Genomic DNA, 18649 nt, shown 5'->3' on the forward strand with positions numbered 1-18649 from the left:
TGAAAAAACGCCTGTAGGCTTACCAGCCCGCGGCGGCGCCGTCACTGCGCGGATCGTGGCCCGCTTCGATCAATCCATCGGGATACCGAACGATTGCGCCCGCATGTCCCATTGCTTCGTCGTAAGGCTGCATCGTCTCGACCTCGTGGCCCAGCGCTTGAAGCCGCGCCACGGTGCCCGGTGCGAAGCGCGCCTCCAGCTTGAGCGTGTCGGTCGATTGGCCCCATGTGCGGCCGAGCAGCCAGCGCGGCGCGTCGATCGCGGCCTGCGGATTCCAGCCGAAGTTGGCGATGCGGGAGAACACCGCGCTCTGCGATTGCGGCTGACCGTCGCCGCCCATATTTCCGTAGACCATCGTGCGGCCGTCGTCGAAACATGCGAGCGCCGGATTCAACGTATGAAATGGCCTGCGCAACGGCGTCAGCGGATTGAGCGCGCGTTCGTCGAGCGAGAAACTGCAGCCGCGGTTCTGCCAGTTGACGCCCGATTCCGGCAGCACGATGCCGCTGCCGAACTCGTGATAAATGCTCTGGATGAAGCTCACCGACACGCCGTTGTTATCGGTGACGCCGAGCCACACCGTGTCACCCGGCCCGCGGCCGGCGCCCCACGGCGCGGCCTGCGTCGGCGAGATGCGCGCGGCCATTGCGTCGAGCGCGGCGGGTTCGAGAAACGCGCGCGGATCGGCGCGCATGTGGTCCGGATCGGTGATCGCGGTGTCGCGCACGGCGAAGGCCAGCTTCGTCGCCTCGACGCACGCATGCACGAACTCGGGACCGAGCGGGTCCATGTCGTTCGTCAGCACGCGGTCGAGCATGCCGAGAATCAGCAGCGACACGAGCCCTTGCGTGGGCGGCGGCATGTTGTAGATCGTTCCGAGCGAGTGCTTGAGCGCAAGCGGCGTACGAAACCGCGCCTCGTGCCGTTCGAGATCCGCGAGCGTGAGCAGCGAGCCGGCCGATTGCAGATCGCCCGCCATGCTGCGGGCGAGATCGCCGCGATAAAAATCGTCGAGGCCGGCATCGGCGAGATGCTGCAAGGTCGCGGCAAGGCGCGGCGCAATGAACAACTCACCGGTGGCCGGCACGCGCTCGCCGTGCAAAAACGTTTCGGCGAAGCCGGCAACCGGACGCAATTCATCGAGCCGGCTCGCGACGCACTGCGACTGGCTGCGCGTGACCGGCACGCCGTGTCGCGCGTAATGGATCGCGTCTTCGAGCAGACGCTTGACCGGCATCTTGCCGCCGAGCGTGTCCGCCGACCAGCGATGCGCGAGTTGCCAACCCGACACGGTGCCTGCCACGGTATTGGCCGCGAGCGGTCCGCGCGTCGGAATCGCTGTGAGCCCGCGCGAACGGTATTCGTCGATGGTCGCGGCAAGCGCCGCCGCACCGCACGCCTCGATCGCAACCGGCGCCGCGCCTGGGCGCGAGATCAGCCAGAAACCGTCGCCGCCGATGCTGTTCATGTGCGGATAGACCACGGCAATCGTCGCGGCGGCGGAGATCATCGCCTCGACCGCGTTACCGCCGTCGCGCAGGATCGCGAGCGCGCTTTGGGCGGCGAGCGCGTGCGGCGCGACCGCCATGCCGCGAGTCGCGCGCGTTGAATTCAGTTGTTCGGACGACATGTTTTCCCGGCAGATTTGCTTGTATACATGCAGATCAGATATGCGAGAACCATGCCAATAAGCGCCGCGGAGTGAAACGTCCGCTACATAAGGCTTCCGGCGAATCGGCGCTCAGTAGGTGATGACTAGGTGATGACCCTAGGTAGTGCGGCGCGACCTGGGTGGTGCATACGGAGCGCCGTGCGGCTCCATTGCGGTGCGCGCATGTTGCAGGCGTTCGGCGGTCAGGCCGCGCACTTCCGAGCGGCTGCCTTCTATATGACGGCCGACCAACGCGACGCTGCGCTCGGTCTCGCGATTGCGGATCGCGTCGAGAATCGCGATGTGTTCGTCGTAGGTTTCGTCGATGCAGTCGCCATACACGAGATCGAGCCGCCGCATCACGCGGATGCGATCCGTCACGCGCTGCATCGCGGCGCTCAGTTCCGCGTTGTCGGCGGCGGTCACAAGCGCCTGATGGAAGGCTTCGTCGAGCGCGACCATCTCGCGTCCGTCGCGGATACGCTGTGCACGGGGCACTTTCCAGGTTGCATCGAGCCGATCGAGCACTTGCTGCACGCTGCCCGACAACGACGAATCGGCGGCGACCAGCCGGCCCACCGCGAAGGTTTCGATCAGCTTGCGCATCTCGTACAGGTCTTCGAAACGCTTGAGATCGATCGGTACGACTTCCCAGCCGCCTCGCACGTAGCCGCGCATGAGGCCGTCGCTTTGCAGACGCTGCAGCGCCTCGCGCGCGGGCGTGCGCGATACGCCGAAGCGTTCGGCGATGCTGCCTTCCGTGAGCCGGTCGCCCGGCAACAGACGCATCTCGAAGATATCGTCGCGCACGCTGTAGTAGACGTGATCAGCGCGCGATGAGGAAGAGCGGGTTGTGTCGTTCACGCACGGAGCCTGGAATTAACGGATCTTTTGGGCCCCGACTATCGGTCAGCGGGGAAAGATTCGTCAATAGAAAATAAAATCCGGCGCCGGCGTGATCGTCATGCTCCAGTAGATCTTACGAATCGGCTTTGGATACGCTCATCGTCGGCGCCGTTCGACGCCCGACACTCGCGCCCGCCTGTCTGCGCCGATAGTGGCTGTCGCGCGAAGCGAGCCAATAATACAGCGGCGACGTCAGCAGCAAGCCGATTAGCCAGGACAGATCCGCGCCGTCCAGATACTTCGGCACCGGGCCCGCATACATCGGCGTATTCATGAACGGAATCTGCACGACGATGCCGACCGCGTACGCAATCAGCGCCTGCGGATTGAAGCGGCCGTAGATGCCGCCGTCCACCTGGAAGATCGACTGAATGTCGTATTTGCCCTTGTGAATGACATAGAAGTCGATCAGGTTGATTGCTGTCCACGGCACCAGCACGACCAGCAGCGCGAGCACGAGATCGACCAGGTTGCCGACGAAGTTCGTCGAAGCGCCAATCGCGCCGTAGCAGCATGCAAGCAGAATCACAATGGACAACACCGCGCGCGCCTTCGCCGTGGGAACCCAGCGATAGGCAAACGTCTGCATCGACGTAATCGCAGCCAGCACCGCGCCGTACAGATTGAGTGCGTTGTGGCTGATCACGCTCAACAGGAACAGCACGAGCATCGGCAAGCCGAGCGGGCCGGTGGCCTGCCTGACCGCGTCCATTGCGTCGACGCCGGGCGGCACCGCGAGCACCGCCACCGCGCCGAATGCGAACGCGAGCGTCGAGCCGATCGTGCAGCCGATGTAGGTCGCCCAGAACGTCGACGCGACTCGCACGTTCGCCGGCAAATAGCGCGAATAGTCGGACACGTACGGAGCAAAAGCAATTTGCCAAAGAGCCGATAGCGACACAGTCGCGAGCCAGCCGGCGAAATTGAATCCGCCGCGAGTCAGAAAGTCGCCAGTGGAAATATGCGTGAAGATATAGCCGAAACCGATAACAATGCCGACGCCGAGCACCCACGTTCCAATGCGGTTCAGGATATGAATGAACCGATAGCCGATGATTCCGATCAGCCCCGAACCCACCGCGCCAATCACAATGCCGATGGGCACCGGCACGCCGGCTTCAATGCCATGCAGGGACTTTCCGGCAAGCACGATATTGGATGCGAAGAAGCCGACGTACATCACACCTGCAATCACAGTGACGAGCAGCGCGCCCCATGAACCGAATTGCGCGCGGCTCTGGATCATCTGCGGAATGCCCATTTGCGGACCTTGCGCGGAATGCAGCGCCATCAGCACGCCGCCCACCGCCTGGCCGACGATAATCGCCACGATGCCCCACACCAGGTTCAAGTGGAATATCTGCACGCCGAGCGCGCCGGTCACGATCGGCAACGGAGCAATGTTGCCGCCGAACCATAGCGTGAAGAGATCGCGCACCTTGCCATGACGTTCTTCAGGCGGCACATAACCAATGGTGTGCTTTTCAATCAACGGTGATGCGTTCGCTTGCGAAGTATTCAAGTTTGTCTCCTAAGCGGCGGAAAGATGGTCCGCGAGGCGGGTCAACATTGCGTCGCAGGCGCTCAGTTGCTCGCTCGTGATGAATTCATCGGGCTTGTGTCCCTGGTCCATGCTGCCGGGTCCGCAGACCACGGTCGGAATGCCCGCCTCGTCGAAAAGTCCGCCTTCGGTGCCGAACGCGACCGTGCCGAATTCGTTCGATCCGCTAATCAATGCGAGAAGACGCGCCGCTTCGCTATCGGGCGAAGTAGCCAGCCCCGGATAAGCGGACAGCGAATGAAAGCGGATGTCCGCGTCTGACTTCACGGCACGCATTTTCGTCAGCAGTTCGCCTTCGGCGTAGGTCTGCAATTCGTCGGCTACCTGGTGAGCATTGAAGCCCGGCAGCGCGCGCACTTCGAAATCGAATTCGCACTCCGCCGGCACGATGTTCAGCGCGCGGCCGCCTTTGATCACGCCTGTCTGCACGGTTGAAAACGGCGGATCGAAGCGCTCGTCGTGATGCTCGGGCTGCGCCAGTTGTTCGCCAATTTCCTCGAGACGGCCGATCATGCGCGCCGCGTACTGAATGGCATTGACGCCGTATGGCGCATACGCCGAATGGCACGGCGCGCCCTTTACATGGCAGCGCATTGCGAGCTTGCCTTTATGGCCGAGCACGGGCTTGAGTTCCGTTGGCTCACCGATCAAACACAAGGCCGGCTTGGGCGTACGCCGTTCGAGTTCCGCGAGCATCGGCCGCACCCCGAGGCATCCGACTTCCTCGTCGTACGAAAAGGCGAGGTGCACGGGCAACGTCAATTCGCGTTCGACAAACGTGGGCACTGCCGCCAGTACCGACGCGATAAAACCCTTCATGTCGGCCGTGCCGCGACCATACAGCCGTCCATCGCGCTCGGTGAGACGGAAGGCATCCACGGTCCACGCCTGGCCTTCCACGGGTACCACGTCAGTGTGGCCGGACAGCACGATGCCGCCTCGCTCGCGCGGTCCGATGGTCGCGAACAGATTGGCCTTGGTGCGCTCGGCGTTGTAGAAAAGCTCGCTTTCGACGCCGAGTTCAGCGAGGTATTGTCGAACGAACTCGATCATGTCCAGATTCGATTCGCGGCTGACCGTATCAAAGCCGATCAACTCGGCGAGCAGCGCGCGGCTGGATCTGTCATTCATTGCCGGGCACTCCGTAGCTCGGCGCGGCGGTCGGGTTCAACGCCCGCGTCAGGTAGTCCTGCATTTGCGGCCGATATGCGCGCCACAAACCGTCGAGTTGACCGATAGGATCGTCGTCGGCCCAATCGACACGCAAGTCGACCATCGGCCAACTCACGTCGCCCACTATCTTGAGCGCCGCCGAATGCACGGGCCCCGCCTCGCCGCCGGCGGCCATCGCCGCATGCATCGCGGCGAGCAATCTGTCGGCAAGCGCGCCGGAGGTCTGCTCGAACGCCGGGACCATCGCCTCGATCACGTGGACGCCGGCGAGCATGTTGCCCGCGGCGACGCATTGCACGCCGGCCACGGCGTGATACGTGCCCAACGCTTCCTTGCCGCTGAAGAATGCGACGCGGCCCTGGCTATCGACCACCGTCACCTGCCGGTATTCGCTCCACTCGCTCGCGCCGAGCGCGCGGTCGAGCGCGGCGGCGGGATCGAATTGTCCGCTCGCGAGAAGATCGAGAACCTGCGGGCCGAGCGCGGGCAGCGTGACGTTCTGCGTCGCCACCGCGCCGACGCCGGCCCGCACCCACGGGCAGCGCGCGCCTACCGCGATGCTCGAAGAACTGATCGCGATACCGAGTTGCCCCGTTTGCTGACAACGTCCGACAATAGAGAATGTCATGTCCCGCTCCTTACGCTTGCGGCCGCGTCCATCCATCCGGAATCACGGCGATGACGTCGATTTCCATCAGCCATTGCGGTTGCCCCAACGCGACCACGACGAGGCCTGTCGAAATGGGAAACACGCCTTTGAGCCACTTCCCGACTTCCTGATAAACCGGCTCGCGATAGCGGACGTCGGTTAGATACGTCGTCGTCTTGACGACGTGAGAGAGATCGCTGCCGGCTTCTTCCAGCAATTGCTTGAGGTTCTTCATCGCCTGCTCGGCTTGCGCGCGCGGATCGCCGAGTCCGACGAGGCGCCCTTCGAAATCCGTGCCGACCTGGCCGCGCACATAGACGGTGTTGCCGGCGCGCACAGCCTGGCAAAGATCGTTATCGAGCGTCTGGTTCGGATACGTGTCCTTCGTGTTGAACATGCGGATACGGGTATGCGTCGGTTGGCTCATCAATGCACCTTTGAATGCTGGAAATGCAGGGAGAAATGGATCGCGGGTCGGCGTTGGCGTAGCGATCAGCTCACGCCGATCTCGCTGACTTTATGGACGCGTGAAGCGGCGGATGCATCGTTCGAACTATCCGCATCATCCGCGTTGCCGATCGAAGCCTGAGGTTGCGGCCCATCGTAATACGCCAGATATTTGCGCTGCGTGGCGATGTGATCGGCAATGTGCTTCGCGTCGTGCCACACGCCCCAGATAAACGCCGAGCCGCGGCGCGACAACCACGGCAAGCCGAGAAAATAGATGCCCGGCTCTTTCGATACGCCGCGCTGATGCGTCGGCTTACCCTTTTCATCGAACGCGTTGACCTTCAGCCAGTTGAAGTCCACTGCATAGCCGGTCGCCCACACAATCGACGTGACGCCCGCTTCAGCCAGAGCCAGATCGTGCAGCGGATGCGTGACGCACTCCGGGTCGGCCGGAATGATGCGCGCCTCCGGTTCTTGCGGAAGATCGAGACCGTTGCGCTCGGCGTACGCGTCGGCGGCGTCGAGCAGCGACAGATAGTTTTCGTCGCCACGTCTGATGTTTGTTGCGAGATCGTCTTCGAAGGTCACGACGCCGTCGTGGAACGACTTCGTCAGACCAACCAGCGTGACGCCCTGACGCGCGAGACGCCGGAAGTCGACGGTATGACCGCCGCGCGAGCCGCTCACCGCAATCGTGACGTGTTCCCTGCCGGGCTTCATCACTTCGGCGTCCCATTCGCCGAGCACGCCCAGCCACCAGCAGAAGTCGCGGCCGCGATAGGCGCGCGGCGGACGATCATGCGCGCCGACCGACAAATAGACGCGCCGGCCCGCACGCTGCAATTCGTCCGCGATCTGTACGCCCGACGATCCCGCGCCCACTACCAGCACGCCGCCTTCGGGCAATTGCGCGGGATTGCGATAGTCGGCGGAATGAATCTGCGTGAGCGCAGCGTCTTGCGGCGCGATCGGCGGAATGACGGGGCGCTGAAACGGGCCCGTGGCGACCACCACGCGGTTGGCCTGAATGATTCCGTCCGACGTTTCCACGGTGAAGCCGGGTCGTCCCGCATTGCGCACGACCTGCTTCACTTCGACGCCGGTGCGGATCGGCGCGTCGAACTTTTTTGCATATGCAACGAAATAGTCCGCGACCTGCTCCTTGCCCGCGAACGCGTCGGGGTCGACGTCGGCGAACTCCATATTAGGGAAACGATCGTGCCACGCGGGACCGTTGGCAACCAGCGAATCCCAGCGCCCCGTGCGCCAGCGCTCGGCGATACGCGCACGTTCAAGCACGAGGTGCGGCACGCCGAGCTTGCTCAGATGTTCGCTCATCGCGACGCCGGCCTGGCCGGCGCCGACCACCAGCGTATCGATTGACGTTGTTTCCACTGTCATGACTGTGTCCTTCTGAAGAGGCGGAAATACTTTCGTGAAAATCTACTCGCCGGATCAGAATCTGAAAAACATATTAAAAAAATGCAGCGCATCGGTTTTCCCTATGCAGCACTTTTTGACGACCTCACAATTGGACGATTGAGAACCTTGAAGAGAGGGAGTGTTGTCGATGGAGAGTCACCCGTTGCGCTACTCATTGCGCCAGTTGCGCTACTTCGTCGTCACGGCGGAAGCGCTGTCTTTCACGGCGGCCGCGAAGCGTCTGCACATCTCGCAGCCGTCGATCTCGACGGCGCTCGCGGACCTGGAAGTGTCGTTCGGCGTGCAACTTTTCATACGGCATCACGCGAGCGGTTTGTCGCTCACGCAAGCGGGGCGCGACCTGCTCGGGCAAGCGCGCAATCTTCTGAAGATCGCGGAAGAACTGCAAACCACCGCGAAGGAAATGGACGGCGGCATGACCGGCGCCATCGCGCTCGGCTGTCTCGTGTCGCTTGCGCCGCCGCTCATGCCGGGGCTTATCAGCCGCTTTACCGGCGAGCATGCGGGCATTTCGTTTCGCACGGTGGAGGCGCATCAGGACGGGCTCTTGCGGGGACTGCACGACGGTTCGCTCGATATCGCCCTCACCTATAGCCTGGATCTGACTGAAGACATCGCCTTCACGCCGCTGCTCTCGCTGCCGCCTTACGCGATCCTGCCGCGGACGCATCGTCTTGCACGCGCACGCAAGGTGTCGCTCGCCGACCTGCTGCCCGAGCCTTATGTGATGCTCGATTTGCCGCACAGCCGCGAGTATTTCGCCGCCCTCTTCGACGCGGTGGGCAGCCGCCCGGTGCCCGCGTTCCGCTCGTCGCAGCCGGAAGTGGTGCGCGGCATGGTGGCCAACGGTCTTGGCTATAGCCTGCTCAACTTTCCGCTCAAATCGAATCGCACCGTGGATGGCGAAGAGTTTGTCATCAAGCGCTTCAAGGACAACGTCAACGCAACGATGCTCGGCATCGCGCAATCGCGCACGATGAAGCCGCGCCAGGTCGTGCATCGCTTCGCGTCGTTCTGCGAAAACTACATTGGCCGGCTGCACATCGACGCATGATTTGAAGCACACAATCGCCGCCTTCCAGTACTGCGCGCGTTGCATAGTCAAAACCTTTGCTTTGTATCTGAAAACAATATTTCGGCTTCCAAATTGGCTTGATAGATTGGTGTCCATGTCGAGCGCAACACCGCGAGAACCCGCACCGGCGCGCTCTTATCGTGACAAACCGAGAGGAACACCATGACCGACCCGGCAACGACGATCGCAGTGCAAGCGCTGGTCGACGACCTGCAAGCGGGTTGCGAAAGGCCCTTCGGCGATGCGCATTCAATGCCGCCCGGCGTCTACACGTCGCCCGAATTTCTCGCGCTTGAAGAGCGCGCGATCTTCCAGCGCGAATGGCAATGCGTCGGCCGCGCGAGTTCGCTCAAAGCGCCAGGCGATTACCTGACGGCGCGTCTTGGCGCACAACCTGTCGTCGTATTGCGCGACGATCAGATGCAGCTCAAGGCGATGTCGAATGTGTGCCTGCACCGCATGTCGGTGCTGCTCGAAGGACGCGGCAACGTGCGCCGAATCGTCTGCCCTTATCACGCGTGGAATTATTCGCTCGACGGCGCGCTGCAAGGCGCACCGCTAATGGACCGGCAACAGGGCTTCTGCAAGGAGAGCTACCGGCTTCCGTCCGTGCGTTGCGAGGAATGGCAAGGCTGGCTCTACGTGACACTCGATGCCAACGCGCCGCCCGTGCACACGCAACTCGCCGGGCTGAACGAGCTGATCGGCGCATACGGCATGTCGGACTACATCGAAACCTTCCATGAAGAGCACGTGTGGGACACGAACTGGAAGATTCTCGCGGAAAACTTCATGGAGAGTTATCACCTGCCGATGCTGCATCGCGCGACGGTGGGTCCGCATTCGCGGCTGGACGAAATGGAGTGCCCGCCCGGCAGTCCCGCTTTCAACTATCACTGGATCACGAAGGAAGCGTCCTTGCCCATCGGCAACGCGCATCCGGACAACACGCGTCTCACCGGACATTGGCGCAAGACGACGGCGCTGCTCGCGATCTACCCGACGCACCTCGTCACGCTGACGCCCGGTTACTTCTGGTATCTCGTGCTGCAACCGCAAGGCGTGGGGCGCGTGCACATCCGTTTCGGCGGCGGCCTCGCGCCGGAGTTCATCGCGGACCCCGAAGCGAACGCCCACATGAGCACGCTGAAAAAACTGCTCGACGAAGTCAATGCGGAAGACAAACGCGGCGTCGAAGCGGTCTTTCGCGGCGTGCATGCGCCGCTCGCGAAGCCGGGCCACCTGAGCCATCTCGAGCGCCCCAACTATGACTTCGCGCGCTACCTCGCCGGCCGGATCGCCGCGGCGAAGCTCGCACCTTGATGACGACGCAACAAAGACAGGACGCGATCACGATGTCAAACCCTTCCTTCATCTCGCTCTCGCGCGTGAGCAAAACGTATGACGGCGTTCAGCTTGTCGTGGACGACCTGAATCTCGACGTGAGCAAGGGAGAATTCGTGTCGCTGCTCGGGCCTTCGGGGTCGGGCAAGACGACCACGCTGATGATGCTGGCGGGCTTCGAGTCGCCTACTCACGGCGAGATTCGTCTCGACGGCCGCCGGCTCGACGACAAGCCGCCGCATCAACGCGACATCGGCATGGTGTTTCAGAACTACGCGCTGTTTCCGCATCTGACGATTGCGGAAAACGTCGCGTTTCCGCTTTCTGTGCGGCACGTAGGCCGCGCCGAGCAGAAGGCGCGTGTGAAGCGTGCGCTCGAGATGATCGAATTGCCGCATCTGGCGAACCGTCGTCCGGCGCAGCTTTCCGGCGGGCAGCAGCAGCGCGTCGCGCTGGCACGCGCACTCGTGTTCGAGCCGAGCGTGGTGCTGATGGACGAGCCGCTCGGCGCACTCGACAAGCGCCTGCGCGAGACCATGCAATACGAAATCATGCGGCTGCATCGCGAGCTGTCGCTCACGATCGTCTACGTGACGCACGATCAGGCCGAGGCGCTGACTATGTCCGACCGCGTCGCCGTGTTCTCCGATGGACGCATCCAGCAGGCCGCCACACCGAGCGAACTGTACGAGAACGCGCAGAACGCATTCGTCGCCAACTTTCGTCGGTGAGAACAATGGCTTGACCGGGCGCGTCGTGAATGCGCACGAAAGGCTGGGCCACGCTTGCGCTGTCGAACGGCAGCATGATTCGCGGCCGTTGCGAAAACGGCCTGCACGCCGGCGACGAAGCGATGCTCGCGCTGCGCCCCGAACGCGCGCATATTCCGGGCGCCGAAGGCACGCAGCCGACCGAACATGACAACGTCGTGCGCGCACGCGTCGACGAACTGGTGTATTGCGGCGATCACCATCGCGTACATCTGACGCTCGGCTCGCGCGATTCCATCGTCGTGAAAGTGCCCAATACGCAGCGTCACGCGTTGCCGACACCCGGCAGCGAGATCGACGTCGCCTGGCGCCATGACGACTGCAAGATTCTCGCGATGAGCGCGCGCAGCAGCGCGCCGGCGATTCACGTATCCACACCGCCCTCCCCTTCCATCATCACGACCGCACCAGCAGGAGCCAACTGACATGCGCACTATCATCAAAGCACAATGCGCCGCACTCGCCGTACTCGCGTTCGCCACCGTGACCACGCAGGCAGCGGAGACGCTCTCTGTCGTGACCTTCGGCGGCGCGTACGAAGCAGCGGCGAAGAAGGCCTATTTCGAGCCGTTCACGCAGGCGACGGGCGTCGGCTTCTCGACCGAATCGTATGACGGCGGTCTCGCGAAACTCTCCGCGATGGAGCAGGCGAAGAACACCACGTGGGACCTGATCGACCTCGAAACCAACGACGCGATCACCGCCTGCGACGAAGGCCTGCTGCAGAAGTTCGACAAGAAGACGATCGGCAAGACGAGCGACTTCATCCCCGGCTCGATCAGCGATTGCGCGGTCGCGAGCATGGTCTGGTCCACGGTCTATGCGTACGACGCGAGCAAGATGAAGACCGCGCCGAGCACCGTCAACGACTTCTTCGATCTGCAGAAATTCCCGGGCAAGCGCGGCCTGCGCAAGTCGCCGAAGGTATCGATGGAATGGGCGTTGATCGCGGACGGCGTCGCGCCGAAAGATGTGTACAAGGTGCTGGCCACGCCCGCGGGCGTCGACCGTGCGTTCAAGAAGCTCGACACGATCAAGAAGAACATTGTGTGGTGGGAGTCGGGCGCGCAGGCGCCGCAGTTGCTCGCGGACGGCGCGGTCGTGATGACGCAGGCCTACAACGGCCGCATTTCCGATGCCGCGCAGAAGGACAACAAGCCCTTCAAGACCGTGTGGGACGCGCAGGTTTACGACTTCGACTGGTGGGGCGTTCCGACCGGCGCGAAGCATGCGGATCTGGCGGCAAAGTTCATCGCGTCGGCTTCGCAGCCGAAGGCCTATGCGGACCTGTCGAAGTACATCGCGTATGCGCCGCCGCGCAAGGACGCGATCGCGCTCGTCGACAAGCAGCGCCTTGCCGATCTGCCGACCGCGCCCGATAACTTCAAGCGCGCATTACAGATCAACGCGAACTTCTGGGCCGACAACGCCGACCAGATCAACAAGCGCTTCCAGGTGTGGCTGACGCAGTAACACCATCGCATCGTCCGACGAGAGCCCAACGTGACCACCAGCATGCCCACTGCCGCCCGAGCCACGGCCCCCGGCTCTCCGACGAAAGGCGACGGCCGCGCGTCGTTTAACAAGGCGCGCCGCCGCGCATCCATGCAGGCGCTGCTGCTTGCGTTGCCGCTGCTCGTCTTTCTGCTGTCGACGTTCATCGCGCCGATCACGCTGCTGCTTGCACGCAGCGTTCAGAATCGCGAAGTGCCCGACAGCATGCCCGCGCTCACGCGTGCGCTCAATGCGTGGGACGGTGGCGGCGTGCCGGACGAACACATGTTCGCGCTGCTGGCCGCGGGGCTCGCCGAGGCGCGGCAAAGCGGACAGATCGGCACCGTCGCGCGGCGGCTGAACTTCTCGATGCCCGAGTTTCGCAGCCTGTTGATGCGCACCGCCCGGCAACTGCCAACGGACGCGCCGCCCGCGTGGAAACCTGCGCTCGTCGAACTCGACGAGCGCTGGAATACGCCGGAGACGTGGCGTTTGCTGAAGCGAGCCGCCGCGTCGCCGACGCCCGACTATCTGCTCGCCGCCGTCGATGCGCAGGTGACGCCGCAAGGCGCCGTCGCGTTCGTGCCGGACAATGCGTCCGTCTATCGGGCGGCGTTCGTGCGAACGGTTTCGATCAGCGCGACGGTCACGCTGCTATGTCTTGTGCTCGGTTATCCGGTCGCGTGGCTGCTCGCGAATCTGCCCGAGAAAAGCAGCAACCGGCTGATGCTGTTCGTGATCGTGCCGTTCTGGACTTCGCTGCTTGTGCGCACGACCGCGTGGTATGTGTTGCTCCAACCGGGCGGCGTGATCAATAGCCTGGTGATGAGTCTCGGGCTCGCGACGCATCCGCTGCCGCTCATCTTCAATCGCACGGGTGTCCTCATTGGCATGACGCATGTGCTGCTGCCTTACCTGATCCTCGCGATTTACTCCGTGATGAAGGGCGTGTCGCCGGTGTATATGCGAGCGGCGCAATCGCTCGGCGCGCATCCGTTCACCGCGTTCATGCGGATCTATGTGCCGCAGACGCTGCCGGGCGTCGGCGCCGGCTGCTTCCTCGTGTTCGTGCTTGCGCTCGGCTACTACATCACGCCGGCGCTGCTCGGCGGCGCGGGCGACGAAATGATCAGTCAGCTCATCGCGATGCAGACCAACACGCAGTTGAACTGGGGCCTAGCCGGTGCGCTGTCGGCTTATCTCGTGATCTTCACGGCGATCTTTTATTTCCTGTTCAACCGCATCGTCGGTATCGACCGCCTGCGCTTCGGTTGAGTCGATGAGTCGACAAGTCGACGAGTCGATCGAAAAAACAGGCACACGACGAAGGAACGACATGCAAGATCAACGCAACAAGATGCTGACCGAACGCATCGCCGCGCGCTGGGTACGGGTGCATACCGCGCTCGTGCTGCTCTTTCTCGTCGCGCCGATTCTCGCGATCATTCCGCTCTCGTTCAATTCCGGTTCGTACTTCTCGTATCCGATGCAGGGCTTTTCGCTGCGCTGGTACGAGCAGGCGCTGACAAGCCCGGACTGGCAGCGGGCGCTGCTGAACAGCATCGGCATCGGCGCGGCTTCCACGCTGATTGCCACCTGTCTCGGCACGCTCGCGGCGCTCGGTCTTTCGCGCGCGCAGTTTCCACTGCGCTCGCTGATCATGCCGCTCATCATCTCGCCGATGATCGTGCCTATCGTGGTTGTCGCCGCCGGCTTCTATCTGATCTTCGCGCCGCTCGGCCTGGTGAATTCATATCCAGGCGTGGTGCTCGCGCATGCGGCGCTCGGCACGCCATTCGTCGTGATCACGGTGACCGCCTCATTGCTTTCGTTCGATCACAGCCTGTTGCGCGCGGCTTCCGGGCTCGGCGCGCGCCCCTGGGTCGCGTTCAGACGCGTGACCTTGCCGCTCATCACGCCGGCCGTTGCGACCGGCAGCGTGTTCGCTTTCGCGACCTCGTTCGATGAAGTGATCGTCATTCTGTTCATCGGCGGCCCGGATCAAACGACGGTGCCCCGGCGCATGTGGAGCGGCATTCGCGATTCCATCGACCCGTCGATTCTCGCGGTCGCGACCATGCTGATCGTGTTCGCCGTGCTGCTGCTCGCGAGTATCGGCTGGTTGCGCGGGCGTCATGCCGCGGCCGGCGAAGGGCTTTCGTGATGCAGCTTTCCTTTTCAGCATGACACGCGATACCGCAGGTCCGCTGCGCCCCGCCGCCATCAATGGCCGAAGAAGATCGACTTGCCGTTGCCCGATGAATGGCCCGACGAATGGTCCGATGAATTGCCCGATGAAGCGCGCGCGGTCGTCGCGCCCGACTGCGACGAGCCCTCCATTGCAACGCCGCCCTTCGACGTCATGCTGAGCGCCGAATCCGCTGCGGCCACTTTCGCATCGGCAGCCTGAATGTCGGCAGGATACGACGCATCCGAAGCGACTGGCTGGTAGCCTGCTTGTTCGACACGCGTGAGATCGGCCCGCACTTCGGCGCGTGTGACGGGACCATTGGTGGTTTGCGCAAATGCAAGAGCGGGTGCGGCCAATGCGCAGGAGACGAGGACAGCGTTCAGAAGTGCTTTCATGATGGTTCACCTATCGTTGAGTAGCGGCTGCGTTCACGATAAACGGAGCCTTTGAAACCTTCACCGCTAGTCGTGAAGGAGTGGTTGCATTCTGCGCAACCGCTGCTGACTCAATGGTGACTCCCGCATTACATGCTTGTCATCTTTAGCCCTTTATCGGGTTCATACGGTTATCCCAACGCCGATCCATTCGTTACGGCGCTCTCATCTGCATAGATGACGGACTTGTAATGTGTCCGTCACTCGCGAGTAAGTGCCTGCCCGGCACACTGCCTCCCATTACGAAGCCCCGTTTGCGTCGCTTTCGCACAGGGCATTCCGACCGCCATCGTCCAGGAAAACGTTATGTGGATTGTCAGACTCGCGCTGCAGCGGCCGTACACCTTCATTGTTCTGGCCGTGCTGCTATTTATACTCGGGCCACTTGCGATCATTCGCACGCCCACGGACATCTTTCCGAACATCGACATTCCCGTCGTCAGCATTGTCTGGTCGTATAACGGCTTCTCCGCCGAAGACATGGCGCGTCGCATCACGTCGAACTACGAACGCGCGCTGACTTCCGACGTGGACGACATCGAGCACATCGAATCGCAATCGTTGAACGGCGTGTCGGTCGTGAAGATCTTCTTTCACCCTGGCGCCGACATCAATCGCGCGATCGCGGAAGCAGCGTCGAACTCGGCGTCGATTCTGCGCGTGCTGCCGCCCGGCACGTTGCCGCCGAACATCATCACGTACAACGCATCGACGGTGCCAGTGCTGCAGCTTGGCCTTTCCAGCGATACGCTGCCAGAGCAGTCTCTTTATGACCTCGGCAACAGTTTCATCCGCACACAACTCGCCACGGTTCAGGGCGCCGCGGTGCCGCTGCCATTCGGCGGCAAGATTCGCCAGATCATGGTCGAACTCGATCCGCGAGCGCTACAGGCAAAAGGACTCGCACCGATCGACGTGGTCAACGCAGTCAACGCGCAAAACCTGATACTGCCGGGCGGCACTGCGAAGATCGGCTCGCGCGAATATAACGTCGAGATGAACGGCAGCACCGACACGGTCGCGAAGCTCAACGATCTGCCGATCAAGACGGTGAAAGGCGGCGTCGTGTATGTGCGCGACGTCGCGCATGTGATCGACGGCTATGCGCCGCAAACCAACATGGTGCGCAGCGACGGCAAGCGTGCCGCCTTGCTGCAGGTCGAAAAAACAGGAAGCGCGTCGACGCTGACGATCATCCAGCAGGTCAAGGCGATGCTGCCCAGGATCGCCGCGGGTCTGCCGAAGGCTCTGAACATCGTGCCGCTGTCCGACCAGTCGGTATTCGTGAAGGCCGCGATTTCCGGCGTTGTGCGCGAAGGTCTGATCGCCGCGTGTCTCACAGCCGCGATGATCCTGCTGTTTCTCGGCAGTTGGCGCGCGACGCTCATCATCGCCGTGTCGATTCCGCTCGCGGTATTGACGTCGCTGATCGCACTGGCCGCGCTCGGGCAAACCATCAACATCATGACGCTCGGCGGACTCGCGCTCGCGGTCGGCATTCTCGTCGACGACGCGACCGTCGCGATCGAAAACATCACGCATCACCTGGAAAAGGGCGCGCCGCTGCATGACGCGATTCTGAACGGCTCCGGCGAAATCGCGGTGCCCACGTTCGTGTCGACGCTGTCGATCTGCATCGTGTTCGTGCCGATGTTCCTGTTATCCGGTGTCGCCCGTTACCTGTTCGTGCCGATGGCCGAGGCCGTCGTCTTCGCGATGTGCGCGTCGTACTTTTTCTCGCGCACGCTGATCCCGACGCTCGCCATGTATCTGATGCGCGCGCCGTCGAAAGCGGGTGATTCCGCGCAGCGCCGCAAGAACGTGTTTGCCCGTTTTCAAGTGCGCTTCGAGCAGCGCTTTGAAGCGCTGCGCAATCGCTATCGCTCCGTGCTGCAACGCGCGATCACAAACCGCCGCCGCTTTCTGCCGATTTATCTCGCGCTCTGTCTCGCTTCGCTCGCGCTGATTCCGTTCGCGGGACGTGACTTTTTCCCCGCTGTCGATACCGGAGAAATCCGTCTGCATCTGCGTGCGCCGACAGGCACGCGCATCGAGGAAACCGCGCGCCTGACCGATGAGGTCGAAGCAAAGATTCGAACCGTGATTCCGCAGTCGCAGCAGGCTGCCGTGCTCGACAACATCGGCGTGCCGGTGAGCGGCATCAACCTGACGTACGACTCGTCGGACCCGATCGGCTCCGAAGACGCGGACATCATGGTCACGCTGAAGCCGGATCACAAACCCACCGCGCAATATGTCGCGCAACTGCGCGACGTACTGAACACGGCTTTTCCCGGCGTGACATTCGCGTTCCTGCCCGCCGACATCGTCAGCCAGATTCTGAACTTCGGTTTGCCCGCGCCGATCGACGTGCAGATTGTCGGCAACAAGCTCGCGGCGAATCGTGTCGTCGCCGACCATCTGTTGGCGCAACTGCGCGGCGTGCGCGGACTCGTCGACGCGCGTATCCAGCAGCCCGGCGACGCGCCGGCCATCAACGTCGACGTGGATCGCACGAAGGCGATGCAGGCGGGCCTCACGCAGCGCGATGTCGCGCAGAACCTGTTGATCGCGCTGTCCGGCAGTTCGCAGACCACGCCGAACTTCTGGCTCGACCCGAAGAACGGCGTCAGCTATCCGCTGCTGGCCGAAGTGCCGCAATACGACATTCATTCGCTGCAAACGCTGTCGAACATTCCGTTGACGACGAATCAGCTCGGCGTCGATCCGCAAAACCAGCTCGGCACGCTCGGCACGATGTCGCGCGGCTCGCAACAGGCCGTCGTCTCGCACTACAACGTGCAACCGGTGCTCGACATTTTCGCGTCGACGCAAGGACGTGATCTCGGCGGCGTCGCTGCGGACGTCACGAAGCTCGTCGATGAAGCGCGCGCGCAATTGCCGCCCGGCTCGTCCATCGTGATCCGCGGCCAGGTGCAGTCGATGAACGAATCGTTCGCGGGCCTCGGCGCAGGGCTCGTGTTCGCGATCGCGCTCGTTTATCTGCTGATGGTCGTGAACTTTCAGTCGTGGCTCGATCCGTTGATCATCATCAGCGGTCTGCCTGGGTCCCTGGCCGGCATTGCATGGATGCTGTTCGCGACGCACACGACCTTGAACGTACCCGCGCTGACAGGAACCATTCTTTGTATCGGCATCGCGACGGCGAACAGCATTCTGGTGATCAACACCGCGCGCGAGTCGTTGCAAAACGGCATGGAGCCGCTTGCGGCCGCGCTCGATGCGGGCTTCAACCGCTTTCGTCCTGTGTTGATGACGGCGCTCGCGATGCTGATCGGCATGCTGCCGATGGCGCTCGGTCTCGGCGACGGCGGCGAACAGAACGCGCCGCTCGGACGTGCGGTGATCGGCGGCCTCGCGATCGGCACGCTGTCCACGCTCATGTTCGTTCCCGTCGTGTTCGGGATGGTGCATGCGTGGCTCGCCAAGCGCCGCGCGCACCGTGCCGCCGATGCGTCGCTGACACCACACGCTCAATAAGGAACCG

14 protein-coding genes and 1 pseudogene are annotated in these 18649 nt (G+C 62.7%); 7 read left to right on the plus strand and 8 right to left on the minus strand.

The window, feature by feature from the left end; all coding sequences use genetic code 11:
- Window positions 1–19: 19 nt before the first annotated feature.
- The 7 genes from BGRAMDRAFT_RS08375 to BGRAMDRAFT_RS08405 all read right to left on the minus strand — a co-directional run bounded on the left by BGRAMDRAFT_RS08375 (window position 20) and on the right by BGRAMDRAFT_RS08405 (window position 7791).
- Entirely contained in the window at window positions 20–1630 is a 1611-nt protein-coding gene (locus BGRAMDRAFT_RS08375) for a gamma-glutamyltransferase family protein (protein WP_006048273.1), read from the minus strand.
- A gap of 138 nt (window positions 1631–1768) precedes the next feature.
- Window positions 1769–2515 (minus strand): GntR family transcriptional regulator, encoded by a 747-nt coding sequence (locus tag BGRAMDRAFT_RS08380; RefSeq protein WP_006048274.1) that lies wholly within the window; start codon window positions 2513–2515, stop codon window positions 1769–1771.
- A 115-nt stretch (window positions 2516–2630) separates the two neighbouring features.
- Complete coding sequence (locus BGRAMDRAFT_RS08385) at window positions 2631–4079, minus strand: purine-cytosine permease family protein (RefSeq protein ID WP_006048275.1); 1449 nt, start codon at window positions 4077–4079, stop codon at window positions 2631–2633.
- A gap of 9 nt (window positions 4080–4088) precedes the next feature.
- Window positions 4089–5249: an acetylornithine deacetylase gene (gene argE, locus BGRAMDRAFT_RS08390; protein ID WP_006048276.1), complete on the minus strand. Its 1161-nt coding sequence runs from the start codon at window positions 5247–5249 to the stop codon at window positions 4089–4091.
- Window positions 5242–5919 (minus strand): DUF1028 domain-containing protein, encoded by a 678-nt coding sequence (locus tag BGRAMDRAFT_RS08395; protein WP_006048277.1) that lies wholly within the window; start codon window positions 5917–5919, stop codon window positions 5242–5244. The genes argE and BGRAMDRAFT_RS08395 overlap by 8 nt, the downstream gene beginning before the upstream one ends.
- Window positions 5920–5929: 10 nt before the next feature.
- Entirely contained in the window at window positions 5930–6367 is a 438-nt protein-coding gene (locus tag BGRAMDRAFT_RS08400; RefSeq protein ID WP_006048278.1) for a RidA family protein, read from the minus strand.
- A gap of 65 nt (window positions 6368–6432) precedes the next feature.
- Window positions 6433–7791, minus strand: a complete 1359-nt coding sequence (locus BGRAMDRAFT_RS08405; RefSeq protein ID WP_006048279.1) for a flavin-containing monooxygenase — start codon at window positions 7789–7791, stop codon at window positions 6433–6435.
- 169 nt (window positions 7792–7960) lie between these two features.
- On the opposite strand from BGRAMDRAFT_RS08405, the gene BGRAMDRAFT_RS08410 reads away from it, so the two are divergent.
- From BGRAMDRAFT_RS08410 to BGRAMDRAFT_RS08435, 6 genes and pseudogenes are all read left to right on the plus strand, one after another.
- Window positions 7961–8887, plus strand: coding sequence for a LysR family transcriptional regulator (locus BGRAMDRAFT_RS08410; protein ID WP_006048280.1), 927 nt, complete (start codon window positions 7961–7963; stop codon window positions 8885–8887).
- Window positions 8888–9070: 183 nt separating this feature from the next.
- A complete protein-coding gene (locus BGRAMDRAFT_RS08415; RefSeq protein WP_006048281.1) occupies window positions 9071–10231 on the plus strand; it encodes an SRPBCC family protein in 1161 nt (386 codons plus the stop codon).
- Between the two features lie 32 nt (window positions 10232–10263).
- Window positions 10264–11447 (plus strand): annotated as a pseudogene (locus BGRAMDRAFT_RS08420) (ABC transporter ATP-binding protein).
- Between the two features lies 1 nt (window position 11448).
- Window positions 11449–12495, plus strand: a complete 1047-nt coding sequence (locus tag BGRAMDRAFT_RS08425; protein ID WP_006048284.1) for an ABC transporter substrate-binding protein — start codon at window positions 11449–11451, stop codon at window positions 12493–12495.
- Between the two features lie 42 nt (window positions 12496–12537).
- A complete protein-coding gene (locus tag BGRAMDRAFT_RS08430) occupies window positions 12538–13791 on the plus strand; it encodes an ABC transporter permease (RefSeq protein ID WP_006048285.1) in 1254 nt (417 codons plus the stop codon).
- A gap of 61 nt (window positions 13792–13852) precedes the next feature.
- Complete coding sequence (locus BGRAMDRAFT_RS08435; RefSeq protein WP_006048286.1) at window positions 13853–14680, plus strand: ABC transporter permease; 828 nt, start codon at window positions 13853–13855, stop codon at window positions 14678–14680.
- Between the two features lie 59 nt (window positions 14681–14739).
- Here BGRAMDRAFT_RS08435 and BGRAMDRAFT_RS08440 read toward each other — a convergent pair whose 3' ends face one another.
- The gene (locus BGRAMDRAFT_RS08440; protein ID WP_006048287.1) at window positions 14740–15102 is read right to left on the minus strand and encodes a DUF4148 domain-containing protein; all 363 of its coding nucleotides are present in this window, start codon (window positions 15100–15102) and stop codon (window positions 14740–14742) included.
- Between the two features lie 345 nt (window positions 15103–15447).
- On the opposite strand from BGRAMDRAFT_RS08440, the gene BGRAMDRAFT_RS08445 reads away from it, so the two are divergent.
- The gene (locus BGRAMDRAFT_RS08445; RefSeq protein ID WP_006048288.1) at window positions 15448–18642 is read left to right on the plus strand and encodes an efflux RND transporter permease subunit; all 3195 of its coding nucleotides are present in this window, start codon (window positions 15448–15450) and stop codon (window positions 18640–18642) included.
- Window positions 18643–18649 lie beyond the last annotated feature (7 nt).

It is taken from the genome of Paraburkholderia graminis C4D1M (genome assembly GCF_000172415.1).
Classification (GTDB): domain Bacteria; phylum Pseudomonadota; class Gammaproteobacteria; order Burkholderiales; family Burkholderiaceae; genus Paraburkholderia; species Paraburkholderia graminis.